This window comes from Arthrobacter sp. KNU-44 (genome assembly GCF_051843155.1).
Taxonomy (GTDB): domain Bacteria; phylum Actinomycetota; class Actinomycetes; order Actinomycetales; family Micrococcaceae; genus Arthrobacter.
This window is the reverse complement of record NZ_JBPXNG010000002.1, coordinates 1,602,956-1,617,658: the sequence shown is the minus strand read 5'-3', so window position 1 is coordinate 1,617,658 and position 14,703 is coordinate 1,602,956. Positions and strand designations below refer to the sequence as shown.

Sequence of the window (14,703 nt, the reverse complement as noted above, 5' to 3'; positions counted from 1 at the left end):
GCGAACGGCTCGCCGCCGCTGGCTGGCCGAGGGCCAGGACGCAGGAGGGGATCAGAATGACTGCAACGCTCAAACTGACGCACAGGGCCATCGGGGTGGAAGTCCGTCGCGGCACGTATGAGGCCATCGTCGACGGGAAAAGTGCCGGGACTGTCGAACTGAACAAGACGATCGACATCACGCTCGAACCGGGACGTCACACCCTTCACGTCCGAAATGGCCGAAATTCGAGCCGGACCAGGTCTTTCGACGTCGCCGAGGGCGAGATCGCCAGGTTCCGGTGCAGCGGGAAGAGCCCCCTGCCGATCTTTCTCCTGTCCTTCGCGGTTCCCAGCCTGGCACTCACGCTCAAACGCGAGTAGACGCAATCAGCCGATCCCGTGTGGGCTTAGCGGTGGAAGGTGACGTGGATGATGCCGCTTTCGGCGGTCTCTGACGTGACCGTGTAGTCGCTTTCCAGCCCCCGGAGGTCGTCCCAAAGCCGTATTCCACTACCGAGCAGGATCGGTGTGATCGCGACATGCAGCCGGTCGACAAGTCCAGCACTGAGATAGTCGCGCACAACGGTAGGGCCCCCTCCGATACGTACGTCCTTTTCACCCGCCGCACTCAGCGCTCGTTCAAGCACTTCTTCGGGGCTGGTATCTACGAAGTGGAAAGTTGTACCGCCGGCCATCGTGATGGCAGCGCGAGGCGTGTGAGTGAGGACGAACACCGGGACGCGGAACGGAGGCTCGTCGCCCCACCAGCCCTTCCACTCGGGGTCATCGGGGAAGTTATGGAACCCGAACATTCCGGCACCCATAATCTCAGCTCCGATCCCCTCGAAGTAGGCCGCGGCGTATTTGTCGTCGACGCCGGACGTACCTTCTCCACTGGTGTCATGCAGAACCCGCTCACGGAACGTGCGGGTGGACGTATATGCGTCAACCAGGCGGCCCCAATCCGACCCGAACGGATTCTCCGGAGTTGCGTCGGTGGTCGTGGCGAAACCATCCAGCGAGATATTCAGGTCAACTCGAACAGCCATGGTGAAGGTCCCTTCAGATCAGTGGTTGCGTTATGCACCCACCATACTGGTGCTTAGATCATCGACGCGGAAGTATTCACGGGAGAAATCAGGGAGTTCCGGAGCAATTCTGGAACTGAAAGACTTTGCAACGGAAAACAGCAAAGACCTCCGGGTGTTCCTCAGCCCGGGGACTCTGAGCCTCGGCGCGAATGGCGAACCCGGCCTGACGTCGACCGTTATGTATGAGCTGGGTGCGCTAAAAAGTAGCCAGGGAGACCAGCAGTACGAAATAGGCAGCCAACAATGGGCCAACACGCCGGTTATCGGCAGCGTTGTGATCTACGACTACCCGGCGCGGCTGGCCTACGGCGCGGCCAATCTAAGATGAAGCCTTCGACACCCGCGGTACCCAGCAGCGCACGGCGTCGCGGTATTGCCGGAATTCTTCGCCGAACCGTTCCTCCAGGTCAGATTCCTCGAGCGGTCTGACAACGTAATTCCACACCAGCGAACCAACGACGGCGTAGGCCACCACGAGCCATGACTGCAGGAGGACACCGACTGCCGCGCCTTGGAGGATGCCCGCGGCCGCCATAGGATTCCGGATCCAGCGATACGGACCTGCGATGACCAGGCGGTTCGGCATTGCCGATGGCAGCGGCGTGCCGTTTCCCAACGTCGACATCGCTACAGCCGCCGAGATGCCAAGGACGCTGGCGAGTACCAGAACCGCGATGCCGACAGGAATTGCAAACGACGGAAACGGGAGTGCCACCGCCCAGCGCCCTTCGAGAAAAGCGACGGCGAACGGAATCGCCGCCAGGAAGAAGCCCCAGAAGAGGACAATTTGCCCGAATGTCGAGGCCACGTGGCTTGCGGCGGTGGGGCGGGGGATTGCGGGACGGAATGCGAACGGACCGCGGATGATCCACCCGGTAGGTACACGCCCGAGCAAGACAAAGCAGAGCGCGATCAGCGAACCCGCAGTCGCAGCGCCCATGCCGAGCACGCCCCAGCCCGCTTCGGTTGTGACGGTGGCATACACCGTCAGTGCGACGGCGACAACACCCGTCCAGCCTGTACTCACCACCGCAGCGGCCTTAACACCAAACGCCGCCACGGCTGACGCCGCGACGAACAAAGGAATGTCGAGGGCAGCAACCGCAACCGGGTCGAGGTTACCCAGAGTCGACTCGCGCACCACCGGCGACAGGAAAACCGCGGCCCACCACAAGAAACCGGCAATCGCCTGCACGGCGAAATATGCTTTGCCCCACGAAACGGCTTCGCCCCGCCGAATCAAGGGCGACACCGGCTCAACCCAAACATCAGCAGCCCCAATCGAAGACAATTTTGGCTCAGCCTACCCAATTCGAAGACTGCATCCCTCTTCACGGCCGACCGCCGCAGGACGAGTTACCCCCCGAACCCCCGGCAAAATGCCCTCACGGCTACAATGAGACATATGCCGGACATCGAGCGTTGGCCCACCGGAAGGTTGCTGTCTACAGCGGCCCGGCTGGTGGAACACGCTTGGGACGAGAATCTCAGGGCGATCGGCCTCACCCACGCCGGTGTCATCGCGCTGGAGGTCCTTGCAGCCACTGGCCCCATCACCCAGACCACGCTGGCGCAGATCGTGCGCGTGCAGGCCCAGACCATGGGGCAAACCCTCAGCAGGCTCGAGGCCCACGGCCACGTAAGCCGCAGTCGAAATTCCGAGGACCGCCGGGCGCACGTCGTTTCACTGACCGACGCAGGCAGGGAAGCGCTTGAGCGGGCGGCGGAGTCGGAACGGCAGGTTCTCGCCCAAGTGTCGATCGATACGTCGATGTTCAGGCAGGAATTGAAAATAGTCGTGCGCGAACTGGCAGACCGGCAAGCACCAGGGGCAGAGAGTGCCAGCGCCGCTTTAGCCTCCGCGGCGCTGGAAGACTAGCCCAAGGAAACGTCGACGGCGGTCCGCTCATCGGGCGTAGGACCCCCACCGCGCGCGGACCGCTCGCCGCGCGCAGCCAACTCATCCAGTACCGCGTCGTACCAGGACTTGACCCCGAACTCAGGCTTCCCGACGTCGAGCAGCCTGAAGAGGGCGTCGGCCAAAAAGTTGAGCTCCGCAACAGACAACTTCGCAAGCCCCTGGATTGGGTCCAGTTCGCCCGCCAGGCATGCGGTGAGTAGCGCGTTCACAGCGCGGCTCCAGGCATGTGGGCAGACACGCAAGAAGCGTTGGAAGAGAGGGGTGTCCGGCGGGTCATGGGGTCGCTCCATGGAAAGAGATCCGAGGGCCGCTGCATAACCCACCCTGATGATATCGACACGCCGAGGGGCGCGGCAAGCGCGCCGCGCTGCCCGAGAACCAGCATCAATACAGCCCAAATAGCGCGTTCAGTCCCGTCCACGTCGCCGGACAAGCCAAGCCACCAAGATCACGGCAGCGGCGGCGCAAAGCACGGGGCCGAAACGACGAACCAGCACCGGCCACACGGCCGAGCCCAGATCCAATTCCGACGACGGCGCGGACGGCGTCGCGGTTCCGACTGCGGCCGCAGGCACGGGCGACGCCGGGGGCCCGGCCATCGGTGCTGCAGGACCCGCGGCGGGGGGGCCGACGCCGGCGGGCCCGGCCGCAGTCGCGGCATCAGGCTCCCCGGGCTCCGTTGCCCCAGCCGTCCCGGACTCTGCCGACGCAGCCGACCCTCCGGCGTCGGTCTCGGTATCGCTCGGAGCCCCGCCGCCCGCCTTCCCGATCACGCACTGGACAAACTGGTCCAGCAGCTTGTCCGAGATGTCCTGGATGACGCCCCGGCCGAATTGGGCCGGTTTCCCGGTGACGTTCATGTCGGTGGTCACGTCCACGGAGGTGCCGTCGACCTCGGGCGTCAGCACTGCCGTCACGGTGGCGCCAGCCGTGCCGTTACCGCGTTTGTCCTTCCCGGTGGCCGAAATGACCACCGTATGCGTCTCCTGGTTGCGCTCGAGGAATTCACCGGTGCCGGTGTAGATCATGGCGATCGGGCCGAGCTTGACCTTGACCGTTCCGGTGAACTGCTCGCCGCTCACGGACGTAAGGGTCGCCCCCGGGAAACAGGGCGCGATGTCTTCCAGCTGGTTGAACGAATGCCAGGTGTCCTCCAGCGAACTGGGAACCACGAAGTGATGTTTGAGTTCCACGTCTGCCTCCGTCCGTTTTCCGCTAGAGTCCGGCGGCCGCGAGGACGGCCCGCTTGGTCAGGACCCCGGCCAGGTGGCGGCGGTAGGCCGCGTCCCCATTGAGGTCGCTGGCGGGATCGGTCCCTTCGGCTGCGTGTGCGCTCGCGGTGGCGATCGCTTCCCGGGTCAGCGGGGCACCCGCGAGTGCCTGTTCGACGGCGGTCGCCCGCAAGGGCGTGCTGGCCATGTTGGTCAGGCCGATCCTGGCCTCGGCGATGGTGCCGCTTTCCACCCGGACCATGGCGGCCACTGAGACGATGGACCATTGCTGGGCCACGCGGGTGAATTTCTCATAGTGCGCACCCCATCCGGTGTACTTCGGCACCCGGATATGGGTGAGGATCTCGCCGTCGTCAACGGCGGTGGTGAAGTACCCCTGGAAGAAGTCCGCCGCTGCCACCCGGCGTTCCCCGTTAGGACCGTTCAGGATGAACGTCGCGTCCGCGGCCAGCACCGGCGCGGGCATGTCACCCGCCGGGTCGGCGTGCACCAGAGCGCCACCGAACGTGCCGCGGTGGCGGACCTGCGGATCCGCGACCGTCGCCGCGGCCTTGGCCAGCAACGGCACGTGCTCGGCAATCAGAGGGTCGGTGGCGATCTGGTGGTGGGTCGTCATGGCTCCGATCAGCAGTGCGTCGCCGTCGTCGCGGACCCCGGACAGCTCCCCGATCCGGCCCAAGTCGACCACCATGGCTGGGTCGGCCAGGCGCAGCTTCATCACGGGGATCAGGCTTTGGCCCCCGGCCAGCAGCTTCACGTCGTCTCCGGCGTCGGCCAACACGCTCAGCGCCTCCGCCAGCGTAGCCGGAGCGGCGTAATCGAATGCGCTCGGAATCATTGCACACCTCCGGTGGTCTTGGCTTCTTCAAGGGCGGCCCATACGCGCGACGGCGTACAGGGCATCTTGATGTCCTTCACTCCAAGGTGCCGCACCGCGTCCAGCACTCCGTTGACAATGGCGGGCGTCGAGGCGATGGTTCCCGCCTCGCCGACTCCCTTTGCCCCCAACTGATTGGTGGTGGACGGCGTCTCGGTACGCGCCGTCGTGAAGTGCGGCAGATCCGGCGCACTGGGCACGAGGTAGTCCACGAACGAGCCCGTGACCAGGGTCCCCGCGTCGTCGTGCACGGCCTCCTCATAGAGGGCCTGCGCGATTCCCTGCGCCAGGCCGCCGTGGACCTGGCCTTCCACAATCAGCGGATTGACCACCACCCCGACGTCGTCCACGCAAACGTACTTGCGGATGGTGACGTGCCCGGTTTCGGTGTCCACTTCCATGGCGGCCAGGTGGGTGCCGTGCGGGAAGGAGAAGCTCTGCGGGTCGAAGGTGGCGTCCGAGTCCAGATTGGGCTCAAACCCTTCTGGCAGGTTGTGCGCCGAGAAGGCGGCGAAGGCGACTTCACCGAATGCCGTGGATTGATCAGTGCCCTTCACGCTGAACTTGCCGTCCGTGAACTCGATGTCCTCTTCGCTGGCCTCCATCATGTGCGCCGCCAGAACCTTGGCCTTCTCGATCACCTTGTCTGCAGCGGCCAGCACCGCCATGCCACCGACGGTCAGCGAGCGGGAGCCGTAGGTGTCCAGGCCGCGCTGGGAGACCTGGGTATCACCATGGAGCACTTCGACATTTTCGAACGTCACGCCGAGCCTGTCAGCCACGAGCTGGCTCCAGGCGGTTTCGTGACCCTGACCGTGGGGGGATGTGCCCGTGACCACCTCGACGTTGCCGGTGGGCAGCACGCGCACCTGGGCATGCTCCCAGCCGCCGGCCGCGTAACTGAGCGCGCCAAGCACTCGGGACGGAGCCAGGCCGCACATTTCCGTGAACGTGGAGATGCCGATGCCGAGTTGGACGGGATCGTTGGCCTCGCGGCGCCTGGCCTGCTCAGCCCGGAGCTCGTCGTAGCCAAAGAGCTCCAGCGCCTTCGCCGTGGCCGCCTCGTAGTTGCCGCTGTCGTATTCGAGCCCAGTGACAGTGGTGAAGGGAAATTCCTCGTGGTTGATCCAGTTCTTCTTCCGCACTTCCAGGGGGTCCATGCCCAGTTCGACGGCGAGTTCATCCATCAAGCGCTCGATAGCGAAGGTTGCTTCCGGCCGGCCTGCGCCCCGGTAAGCGCCCGTCCACGCCTTGTTGGTGAAGAGGTTGTTGCATTCCAGTCGGTACGCCGGGAACTTGTAGATGGCGTTGTACATGAACGCGCCCAGGATCGGGACTCCCGAGCCGATAATGCCCAGGTAGGCGCCCATGTCCGCCAGCAGCTGGATGTCCAGCCCGGTGACGATTCCGTCCTTCGTCGCCGCGAGCTTCACCTTCTGCACTTGGGCCCGGCCGTGATGCCCGGACTGAAGCGATTCGCTGCGGGTTTCAGTGTATTTGCAGGGCTTGCCGACACGTCGGGCTGCCATGAGGGTGATGAATTCCTCCGGGATCACCGTCAGTTTTCCGCCAAAACCACCGCCCACGTCGGGGGCGATCACACGCAGCTTGCTTTCCGGGATTCCCAGCGTCAATGTCAGAATCAGCCGCAGGATATGGGGAATCTGAGTGGACGACCACATGGTGATTTGCTCACTTGTAGGGTCAACCACGATCGAGCGCGGTTCCATGAAAGCCGGGATGAGGCGCTGTTGATAAAAGGTGCGTTCGATGAGCACCTCGGCGATCGGCTTGCCTGTGCCTGCCTCGCCCGAGTCAAACACCCACGTCGCCGACAGATTGGACTCCAAGCTGGAGTGGGCGAGCACCTTGTCCGTAAACGCCTCCTCCAGATCCAGGACCACCGGAAGTTCGTCGTAGCTGACGTCCACGAGTTCGACGGCGTCCCGCGCCGCTGCGGCGCTGCGGGCAACGATGCAGGCCACTACCTCGCCGGCAAAGGCCACCTCGTCGACGGCGATCGATGGGAACGCGGGCGCCTTCTGCTCGGCGGTCACAGGCCAGACGTTCGGCAGGCTGCCCTGTTCCGCGGCCACGTCGTCTCCGGTAAGTACGGCGACGACGCCGGGCGAAGACTTCGCTGCGGAAACGTCGATCGACGTGATCGTCGCATGGGCGAACGGGCTCCGGACCATGGCCAGATGCAGCATGCCGGGCAGCGTCATGTTGTCCGTGTACCTGGAGCGTCCGGTGATGAGGTGGGCGTCTTCCTTGCGGAGTCGGGGCCTGCCGATTTCGGCGATGGTCATGCCACACCTGCCGTTTCCGTCTCGTCGCTGTCTGCGGACACGGTGCTGTCCGCGGAAACCGTTCCGTCAGCGGCGGCCTGTACCGCGGCAACGATGTTCTGGTACCCGGTGCACCGGCAAAGGTTCCCCTCAAGGCCGTCCCGGATTTCCTGCTCGGTGGGATGCGGGTTCTCGGCGAGAAGGGATGCCGACTGCATGATCATGCCGGGCGTGCAGAAGCCGCATTGCAACGCATGGCATTGGTGGAAGGCTTGCTGCAGCGGGGCGAGCTTGCCGTCCCGGGCCAGGCCTTCGATGGTGGTGACGTTGTGGCCGTCTGCCTGAACCGCGAACATGGTGCAGGATTTGACGCTGACTCCGTCCAGATGGACGGTGCAGGCGCCGCAGTTGGTAGTGTCGCAGCCGATCAATGTGCCGGTCTTGCCAAGCCGTTCGCGCAGGTACTGGACCAGCAGCAATCGTGGCTCGACATCGTCTGTGTAGCTCACATCATCGACTTCGACGGTGATCGTCTTGGAACTCGCCATTGGGATCTCCTGTCGCGTTGGAGACGAGCACACTGCCCGGCATCCAGTCCTGATGTGACACAGGTTACTCCTCGGAGGAGGTGAGCGCCCTAGCTCGGATTGAGTTCGTACCCCGCATCCTCATGGTCCGCTTCTACCGTGGGTTCGTGATGGATCCGGGCCTCCATGGTGCTCAATCTTCCGCCCCCGCCACCCCAATGAAGGGCAATGATCTCGGCGGCAATGGAGACGGCCGTTTCCTCCGGAGTGCGGGACCCCAGATCCAGGCCGATCGGGCTGGAAAGCCTGGCCAATTCGGCCTCGCTCAGGCCCGCTTCGCGCAGCCGTTCCAAGCGATCGTGGTGCGTGCGCCGGGATCCCATCGCCCCCACGTACGCCACGTTGTGGCGCAGCGCCAACTCCAGCAGCGGCACGTCGAATTTCGGGTCGTGGGTCAGTACGCAGATCACGGTGCGTTCATCGACTTGGCCGGCGCTGATCTGCGCCTGCAGGTAGCGGTGCGGCCATTCCACCACCACCTCGTCCGCCTGCGGGAACCGGGCAGCCGTTGCGAAAACCGCGCGTGCGTCGCAGACCGTAACCCGGTAGCCCAGGAAGGTGCCTTGTTTCGCGACGGCGGCGGCGAAGTCGATCGCCCCGAACACCAGCATCCGCGGTTGCGGGGCGAAACTGAGGGCGAAAACGCGCATGCCTTCCCCGCGCCGCTGCCCGTCCGGTCCGTACATGAGCGTGGCGTTGCGGCCCGCGGCGAGCAGGCCTTGGACGTCGTCGGATACCGCATGGTCGGCACGCTCGCTGCCGAGGGAACCGACGAACCCGTCAGGGCGGACCACCAGGTGGCGGCCCAGCCAGGCCGGATCGGGGTGTTCGATCACAGTGACGATGGCAACCGGGCGGCCGGCGCCGACGTCGTCCGCTACCTGGGCCAGTTCCGGGAAGTTCTCAGTGGAGACCGGCTCCACAAAAATGTCCAGGATCCCGCCGCAGGTCAGGCCGACCTCGAACGCGGCGTCGTCACTGATGCCGTAGCGCTGCAGCACCGGCTTGCCCGATTCGACCACCTTGGTGGCCAGTTCGTAGAGCGCTCCTTCGACGCACCCGCCGGACACCGAGCCCACCGCACTGCCGTCGGCGTCGACCATCATCGCGGCGCCGGCCGGCCGCGGTGCGGAGCGGAAGGTCCGCACCACCGTTCCGAGTCCTACAGTGTGGCCGGCCGCCATGGCGGCGACCAGATCGTCCAAGACCTCACGCATTGGCAACCACGTCCAACAACTCCTCGAAACTCTGCATTGAGTGCCCCCCTATAAAGAAGTCAACGTGCGGCAGCACCGCCCTGATTCCCCGTTGCAGGGGCTCGTACCCCGCCTTGCCGCGGTGCGGATTGGACCAAATGATCCGCCTCGCCAGATGATGCAGCCGCTCGGCCTGGCGTCCCAGCAGTGCCGGGTCGCCTCGCTCCCATCCGTCGCTGGCAATCACGACGACGGCGCCGCGCACCATCACGCGCTGGCCCCAGCGGTCGTTGAATGCTCGCAACACCTCTCCAAGCCGGGTTCCGCCGGACCAGTCAGGGACGGTGCGGCCGGCGAGGGCCAGGGCATTGTCCGGGTCCGGAACCCGAAGGGCGCCGGTCACACGGGTCAGCCGGGTTCCAATCGTGAATACCTCCACCTGGCGCGGGGCGGCTTCCACTACCCGGTGGGCCAAGCGCAGGAGGCTGTCCGCGTAGGGTGTCATCGAACCCGAAACATCGATCAACCAGACCGTCCGGCGGGGTTTGCGCGGAGCACGGGCGCGGCGCAGCGGCCCCGGTTCCCCGCCGCGGCGCAGCTGGTCGCGCAGGGTCCGTACGCGGTCGACGTCGCCGTGCCGGTCGAGGTGCTTGCGCCGGGTCTGCCGGGTGGGCAAGCGGACCTGCAGCTCCTCGAACATCCGGTGCAGCAGTGCGCGTTCCGCGTCGTCCAGGACGGCTATATCGCGGTGCCGCAGCAACTCCCGGCGGCTGGCGAGTGCCCGCAACTGTTCCCGCCCACCTTCCGGGCCGCCGTCGTCGTCCAAAGCGGCGGCGCTGACGGACGTCGCCGAGGTTTCGAGCTGCTGCGCGGCGGAATGTTCCACGGCGAACCAGGCCTCAAACGTCCGCTGGTAGGCGGGCAAATCCTCCGGGGAGGCGCAAAGCGTGGCGCGGCCGGCCCAGAACACATCCGAGCGGCGGTCCACGGCGAGCCTGCCAACGGCGTCGACGAAGCTGAGCGAGCGGTCCGCGGTCACTTTCACGCCTGCCGCGCGTACCGCGGCAGCAAAGGCCAACAGGATCTCTTCGGCGCTGTGGCCTGTGCCCTGGCTTGCGCTCTGGCCTGCCGGGGGGCTCCCTCCTGCGAGTGGCATGGGCTCAGCCGAGCATCCGGGCCAGGGCCGCCGAGACCCGCTCGGTGTCTTCGCGGTACTTGCACAGCGCGCCGATGCTGGCCGCGGCCGAGGCCAGGTCAAACTCGGCCCGGCCGAGCTGGTGCAGCGCACGGGCCCAGTCCAGGGTTTCGGCCACTCCGGGAGGCTTGAGCACGTCGTCAGTGACCCGGATCTGCTGGACGGCGCGCACCACCTGCTCGGCCAGGAGCGCGGGCACCTGGGGGAGCCGGGTGCGCACAATTTCCACTTCGCGGGCCAGCCCGGGGTGGTCGATCCAGTGGTAGAGGCACCGGCGTTTGAGCGCGTCGTGCAGGTCGCGGGTCCGGTTGGAGGTGAGCACCACGATCGGCGGGGTATCAGCCTTGACCGTGCCGAACTCGGGGATGGAGACCTGGTAGGTCGAGAGCACCTCCAGGAGGAACGCCTCGAACTCGTCGTCAGCCCGGTCGATTTCGTCAATCAGCAGCACGGCCGGGCTTTGCTGCAATGCCTTAAGGATGGGCCGGGCCAGCAGGAACCGTTTGTCGTAGAGCGAGCTTTCCAGCTCGGCCACGCTCAAACCCGCACCCATTCCCGCGCCGCTGCTGGCCTCCACGCTGCGCAGATGCAGGATCTGGGCAGTGAAGTCCCAGTCATATAGCGCCTGCGACGCGTCGATTCCCTCATAGCACTGCAAGCGGATCAGCGGCAGTCCGAACCCTTCCGCCAGCGCTTCGGCGAGGGAGGTCTTGCCGGTGCCCGGTTCGCCCTCCAGCAGAAGCGGCCGTTCCATGCTCAGGGCGAGGTAGCCAATGGTGGCCAGGCCCTCGTCGGCGAGGTAGCCGGTGGCGGCCAGCATTTCGGCCAGCGCTGTGGCGGAACTGATCGACGTCTGCGTCATGGCACCAGCATAGGGTCACTGGCCGGGCTGCGGGGGAGCCTCGGGTGATGCGGTCCGCCTGGGCTACCCGCCGATGTACGACATCTCGATCTTGTGTGCCGTGGGGTCTTTCGGCGTGTGCGAACTGCGCAGTTCCGAGTAGCGGTCCGTACGGCCACCCCACAGGGCGGACAACGCCGTCGAAAGCTCGACGTCGGACGCGCCGCCCCTCAGGAGAGCCCTTAGGTCAGTGCCGGTTGTGGCGAAAAGGCACGTGAACAACTTCCCGTCTGCAGATAGCCTGGCCCGGGTGCAGCCGCGGCAAAAGGCCTGGGTCACGCTGGAAATGACTCCGATTTCGCCGCTGCCGTCCGCGTAGCGCCAGCGATCCGAGGTCTCGCCGGGGTAGTTGGGCGCCACTGGCTCCAGCGGGAACACCGCCCCGATGCGGGCCAGGATCTCGGCGGAGGGCACCACTTCATCCATTTTCCAGCCGTTGGACGCCCCCACGTCCATGTACTCGATGAACCGCAGGACGAACCCGGATCCCTTGAAATGGCTCGCCATGGGAAGGATGTCCTGGTCGTTCGTGCCGCGCTTGACCACCATGTTGATTTTCACCGGCCCCAGTCCCGCGGCCTGGGCAACGTCAGCGGCGTGAAGGACCTTCGCCACGGGATAGCCGACGTCGTTCATGGCCTGGAAGGTCTCCTCCCGGAGTGAGTCGAGCGAGACCGTCACACGGTTCAGCCCGGCATCCTTGAGGGCTTGTGCCTTCTGCGCCAGGACCGAGCCGTTCGTGGTCATGGCCAGGTCCGGTGCCAGCCCGTCGGGGGTGCGCAACCGGGCCAGCATCCGGACCAATTCCTCGATGTCCTTCCGCAGCAGGGGTTCCCCGCCGGTCAGCCTGATCTTGCGCACCCCGTGCCCCACCGCGATCGACGCCAGCCGGGTGATTTCCTCAAACGTCAGCAGCTGATCCCGGGGCATGAAAACGAAATCCCGCCCGAAGATCTCCTTGGGCATGCAATACACGCAACGGAAATTGCATCGGTCCGTGACGGAAATCCGCAGGTCCCTCAGGGGCCGGTGGAAGGTGTCGGTGATGGAATTGCCGTCCATGCAGCGCCCTCTCAACGCGGTAGTAATGCCAACCGCTTGTGCCTCTCCCAGCGTAAGCCCGGTTTCGGGCGCCCACAATGGAGACGGCTGAACGACGGCGGAGCCGGACTCAGCCGATGGGCTTCGCCATCCGCTCCACAACGTACTGGGCGTCCACCGACGTGCCGGTCACCGGATCGCTCATTTCCACTTTCCAGCTGCGGGCAAACTGGTCAACCCCATGCTTCATTGCCACCGTGCCTGAAATGAGGACCGTGCCCGGCTGGTTCAGGCCGCGCTCCGCCAGGACCTCGAGCCAGTAGTCAGGGCTGAGGAGCGCCTCCAACGAGCTGTCCTGGATAAGGGTGTCCGGCGTTTCGCCGTCGCCCACCCACCCCTTGAGCGTGATCTTGTCCAAATGGTCGCGGACATCATCCAGGCGCCAGGCCTTGCGCCCCAACACGTCCGGGCTGGCGTTCTTGCTCCAAGCCACCCCGTGGACCTCGAGTTCGCGGTCGGTGTGGTCGCACGCCACGGTCAGGAGCACGTCCTCATCAGTGATCACCAGGGCCCATTCGGCTTCACCCGAGGTCCTGCCGTGCTGGACGCGGACTTCCGAAACCTGCTGGGCCAAGTATGGCGACACGGGGTACAGCGCCGGCGTGGTCGCGGGGCCGGGAACGCCAAGTTCGGCCAGTTCGGCGATGTGGGCCTGCACTTCTTCCTGCTCGCGTCCCGCGTAGCCGGCGTTCAGGAGGTGCTTGACCTGGACGTTCCTCGTGGTGCCATCGGGAAGTTCAAAGCTCAGAGTCGTCATTTTCTGTCCATCCTTTGCGTGTCCTGCTGGAGAAATTTTTCAGATCGGAAACCGGAAACAGTCGCCAATGTACATCCAGTATGCGTAATGTATACATTTAACGCCAGTGTGGCAGGCGTCACCGTAAACTTCTCGTGGAGGAAACCCATGGCCAACGTTCCAGTTCCGGCTTCCGGCGCAGCGCCGCGTCCGGGAAAGCCGATGCATCCCAAAGGCCTGTACAGGGCCTTTGCCGCAAGCCTCACCGGCACCGCGCTCGAGTGGTACGACTTTGCTGTCTACTCCGCCGCGGCCGCCGTCGTATTCCCCATCGTCTTTTTCCCGTCATCGGATCCCTTGACCGGGACCATCCTGGCGTTCTCCACCTATGCCGTGGGCTATGTGTCCCGTCCTGTAGGCGGCATCATTTTCGGACGGCTCGGTGACCGCATCGGCCGCAAAAAGGTGCTGGTGACAACGCTGATGATCATCGGCGTCGCCACCGTACTGATCGGGGTGCTGCCTGGTTACGGCAGCATCGGCATCTCGGCCCCGATCATCTTGGTATTGCTGCGCTTCGCCCAGGGCGTGGGGGTCGGTGGCGAATGGGGCGGCGCAGTGCTGCTCTCCAGCGAGTACGGCGATCCCCATAGGCGCGGGTTCTGGGCTTCCGCGGCCCAGGTCGGACCGCCGGCCGGCAACCTCCTGGCCAACGGGACGCTGGCCGTCCTGACCGTTACCCTCAGTGAAGCGCAGTTCATCAGCTTTGGCTGGCGCATCGCCTTCCTGGTCTCGGCCGTGCTGGTCGGGTTCGGCCTTTGGATTCGGCTGAAGCTTGAAGATACCCCGATTTTCAAGGCCATCGAGGCGCACGGTGAGCAGCCCAACGCTCCGGTCCGTGAGGTCTTCAGCAAGGAACTCCGGCCGCTCGTCGCCGCCACCCTGTGCCGGGTAGGCCCGGACGTGCTCTACGCCCTGTTCACCGTCTTCACCCTGAGCTACGGGATCCAGACGCTTGGCTATGACCGCAGCCAGGTCCTCACTGCCGTGTTGATCGGCTCGGCGTTTCAGCTGTTCATGATCCCGCTTGCCGGAGCCGTCTCCGACCGCTTCAACCGGCGCCTCGTCTACGGGATTGCGGCAGTGGTTGGAGCCGTCTGGACTTTCGTCTTCTTCGGCATCCTGGGCGGGCACAGCGAGCCACTGCTGATCGTGGGAATCGTCCTGGGTCTCATGGCGCACTCCTTCATGTACGGACCGCAGGCCGCCTTCATCGTGGAACAGTTCTCCCCGAGGCTGCGGTCCACCGGAAGTTCGCTGGCCTACACCTTTGCCGGCGTGATCGGGGGCGCCATTGCACCCTTGATGTTCACGCTGTTGCTGTCCCAGTTCGGCACCTGGATTCCGGTTGCCATCTATGTGGCCCTAGCCGCCGTCGTCACCGTAGTCGGCTTGGCGCTCGGCCGGGACTCCAACACCGTGGAGGATGAGGACTACCGTCTGCTGCTCGAAGGATCTGCGGCAGGAAGCCGACCGTCCGCCGGCGCGGAAACGCGCTGACGCTGGCCGTCCGGAGGAATCGTGAGGATCTCAGCGA

Annotated in this window: 16 protein-coding genes; 4 read left to right on the top strand and 12 right to left on the bottom strand. The window is 65.2% G+C overall.

Going from position 1 to position 14,703, the window contains the following annotated elements; translation table 11 throughout:
* Positions 1-56: 56 nt before the first annotated feature.
* A complete protein-coding gene (locus tag ACSVHC_RS08285) occupies positions 57-362 on the top strand; it encodes a hypothetical protein (protein ID WP_437772335.1) in 306 nt (101 codons plus the stop codon).
* Positions 363-388: 26 nt separating this feature from the next.
* Here ACSVHC_RS08285 and ACSVHC_RS08280 read toward each other — a convergent pair whose 3' ends face one another.
* Positions 389-1,030 carry a dihydrofolate reductase family protein gene (locus ACSVHC_RS08280; protein WP_437772336.1) on the bottom strand — a complete coding sequence of 214 codons (642 nt, stop codon included), beginning with the start codon at positions 1,028-1,030 and terminating at the stop codon, positions 389-391.
* Here ACSVHC_RS08280 and ACSVHC_RS08275 point away from each other — a divergent pair.
* Complete coding sequence (locus ACSVHC_RS08275; RefSeq protein ID WP_437772337.1) at positions 1,029-1,400, top strand: DM13 domain-containing protein; 372 nt, start codon at positions 1,029-1,031, stop codon at positions 1,398-1,400. The two genes, ACSVHC_RS08280 and ACSVHC_RS08275, sit on opposite strands and share 2 nt — an antisense overlap.
* On the opposite strand, the gene ACSVHC_RS08270 is transcribed toward ACSVHC_RS08275, so the two are convergent.
* Positions 1,392-2,324 carry a methyltransferase family protein gene (locus ACSVHC_RS08270; RefSeq protein ID WP_437772338.1) on the bottom strand — a complete coding sequence of 311 codons (933 nt, stop codon included), beginning with the start codon at positions 2,322-2,324 and terminating at the stop codon, positions 1,392-1,394. The genes ACSVHC_RS08275 and ACSVHC_RS08270 overlap by 9 nt on opposite strands.
* A gap of 153 nt (positions 2,325-2,477) precedes the next feature.
* Here ACSVHC_RS08270 and ACSVHC_RS08265 point away from each other — a divergent pair, with 153 nt between their 5' ends.
* Positions 2,478-2,951, top strand: coding sequence for a MarR family winged helix-turn-helix transcriptional regulator (locus ACSVHC_RS08265; protein WP_437772339.1), 474 nt, complete (start codon positions 2,478-2,480; stop codon positions 2,949-2,951).
* Here the strand turns inward: ACSVHC_RS08265 and ACSVHC_RS08260 are convergent.
* From ACSVHC_RS08260 to ACSVHC_RS08215, 10 genes are all read right to left on the bottom strand, one after another.
* Complete coding sequence (locus ACSVHC_RS08260; protein ID WP_437772340.1) at positions 2,948-3,202, bottom strand: hypothetical protein; 255 nt, start codon at positions 3,200-3,202, stop codon at positions 2,948-2,950. The genes ACSVHC_RS08265 and ACSVHC_RS08260 overlap by 4 nt on opposite strands.
* A gap of 198 nt (positions 3,203-3,400) precedes the next feature.
* On the bottom strand, positions 3,401-4,186 hold the full coding sequence (locus ACSVHC_RS08255; protein WP_437772341.1) for an SRPBCC family protein: 786 nt from the start codon (positions 4,184-4,186) through the stop codon (positions 3,401-3,403).
* A gap of 22 nt (positions 4,187-4,208) precedes the next feature.
* The gene (locus ACSVHC_RS08250; RefSeq protein ID WP_437772342.1) at positions 4,209-5,063 is read right to left on the bottom strand and encodes an FAD binding domain-containing protein; all 855 of its coding nucleotides are present in this window, start codon (positions 5,061-5,063) and stop codon (positions 4,209-4,211) included.
* Positions 5,060-7,411, bottom strand: a complete 2,352-nt coding sequence (locus ACSVHC_RS08245) for a xanthine dehydrogenase family protein molybdopterin-binding subunit (protein WP_439180796.1) — start codon at positions 7,409-7,411, stop codon at positions 5,060-5,062. The genes ACSVHC_RS08250 and ACSVHC_RS08245 overlap by 4 nt, the downstream gene beginning before the upstream one ends.
* Entirely contained in the window at positions 7,408-7,938 is a 531-nt protein-coding gene (locus tag ACSVHC_RS08240) for a (2Fe-2S)-binding protein (protein WP_437772344.1), read from the bottom strand. Before ACSVHC_RS08240 ends, ACSVHC_RS08245 begins: the two co-directional genes overlap by 4 nt.
* 89 nt (positions 7,939-8,027) lie before the next feature.
* On the bottom strand, positions 8,028-9,194 hold the full coding sequence (locus ACSVHC_RS08235; protein WP_437772345.1) for an XdhC family protein: 1,167 nt from the start codon (positions 9,192-9,194) through the stop codon (positions 8,028-8,030).
* A complete protein-coding gene (locus ACSVHC_RS08230) occupies positions 9,187-10,329 on the bottom strand; it encodes a vWA domain-containing protein (protein ID WP_437772346.1) in 1,143 nt (380 codons plus the stop codon). Before ACSVHC_RS08230 ends, ACSVHC_RS08235 begins: the two co-directional genes overlap by 8 nt.
* 4 nt (positions 10,330-10,333) lie before the next feature.
* Positions 10,334-11,230, bottom strand: coding sequence for an AAA family ATPase (locus ACSVHC_RS08225; RefSeq protein ID WP_439180794.1), 897 nt, complete (start codon positions 11,228-11,230; stop codon positions 10,334-10,336).
* A gap of 63 nt (positions 11,231-11,293) precedes the next feature.
* The gene (gene moaA / locus ACSVHC_RS08220) at positions 11,294-12,331 is read right to left on the bottom strand and encodes a GTP 3',8-cyclase MoaA (RefSeq protein ID WP_437772348.1); all 1,038 of its coding nucleotides are present in this window, start codon (positions 12,329-12,331) and stop codon (positions 11,294-11,296) included.
* Between the two features lie 109 nt (positions 12,332-12,440).
* Complete coding sequence (locus ACSVHC_RS08215; RefSeq protein ID WP_437772349.1) at positions 12,441-13,127, bottom strand: DUF2848 domain-containing protein; 687 nt, start codon at positions 13,125-13,127, stop codon at positions 12,441-12,443.
* A 147-nt stretch (positions 13,128-13,274) separates the two neighbouring features.
* Between ACSVHC_RS08215 and ACSVHC_RS08210 the strand changes: the two genes are divergently transcribed.
* Positions 13,275-14,666 (top strand): MFS transporter, encoded by a 1,392-nt coding sequence (locus ACSVHC_RS08210; RefSeq protein WP_437772350.1) that lies wholly within the window; start codon positions 13,275-13,277, stop codon positions 14,664-14,666.
* The last annotated feature ends 37 nt before the right edge of the window (positions 14,667-14,703 follow it).

Bases quoted from the DNA above. Each gene is read 5' to 3' on its own strand.
- ACSVHC_RS08265 (WP_437772339.1), top strand. From the start codon at position 2,478: ATGCCGGACATCGAGCGTTGGCCCACCGGAAGGTTGCTGTCTACAGCG.
- ACSVHC_RS08210 (WP_437772350.1), top strand. From the start codon at position 13,275: ATGGCCAACGTTCCAGTTCCGGCTTCCGGCGCAGCGCCGCGTCCGGGA.
- ACSVHC_RS08240 (WP_437772344.1), bottom strand. From the start codon at position 7,938: ATGGCGAGTTCCAAGACGATCACCGTCGAAGTCGATGATGTGAGCTAC.
- ACSVHC_RS08230 (WP_437772346.1), bottom strand. From the start codon at position 10,329: ATGCCACTCGCAGGAGGGAGCCCCCCGGCAGGCCAGAGCGCAAGCCAG.
- ACSVHC_RS08245 (WP_439180796.1), bottom strand. From the start codon at position 7,411: ATGACCATCGCCGAAATCGGCAGGCCCCGACTCCGCAAGGAAGACGCC.
- ACSVHC_RS08215 (WP_437772349.1), bottom strand. From the start codon at position 13,127: ATGACGACTCTGAGCTTTGAACTTCCCGATGGCACCACGAGGAACGTC.
- ACSVHC_RS08275 (WP_437772337.1), top strand. From the start codon at position 1,029: ATGGTGAAGGTCCCTTCAGATCAGTGGTTGCGTTATGCACCCACCATA.
- ACSVHC_RS08250 (WP_437772342.1), bottom strand. From the start codon at position 5,063: ATGATTCCGAGCGCATTCGATTACGCCGCTCCGGCTACGCTGGCGGAG.
- ACSVHC_RS08280 (WP_437772336.1), bottom strand. From the start codon at position 1,030: ATGGCTGTTCGAGTTGACCTGAATATCTCGCTGGATGGTTTCGCCACG.
- ACSVHC_RS08235 (WP_437772345.1), bottom strand. From the start codon at position 9,194: ATGCGTGAGGTCTTGGACGATCTGGTCGCCGCCATGGCGGCCGGCCAC.
- ACSVHC_RS08285 (WP_437772335.1), top strand. From the start codon at position 57: ATGACTGCAACGCTCAAACTGACGCACAGGGCCATCGGGGTGGAAGTC.
- ACSVHC_RS08225 (WP_439180794.1), bottom strand. From the start codon at position 11,230: ATGACGCAGACGTCGATCAGTTCCGCCACAGCGCTGGCCGAAATGCTG.
- moaA (WP_437772348.1), bottom strand. From the start codon at position 12,331: ATGGACGGCAATTCCATCACCGACACCTTCCACCGGCCCCTGAGGGAC.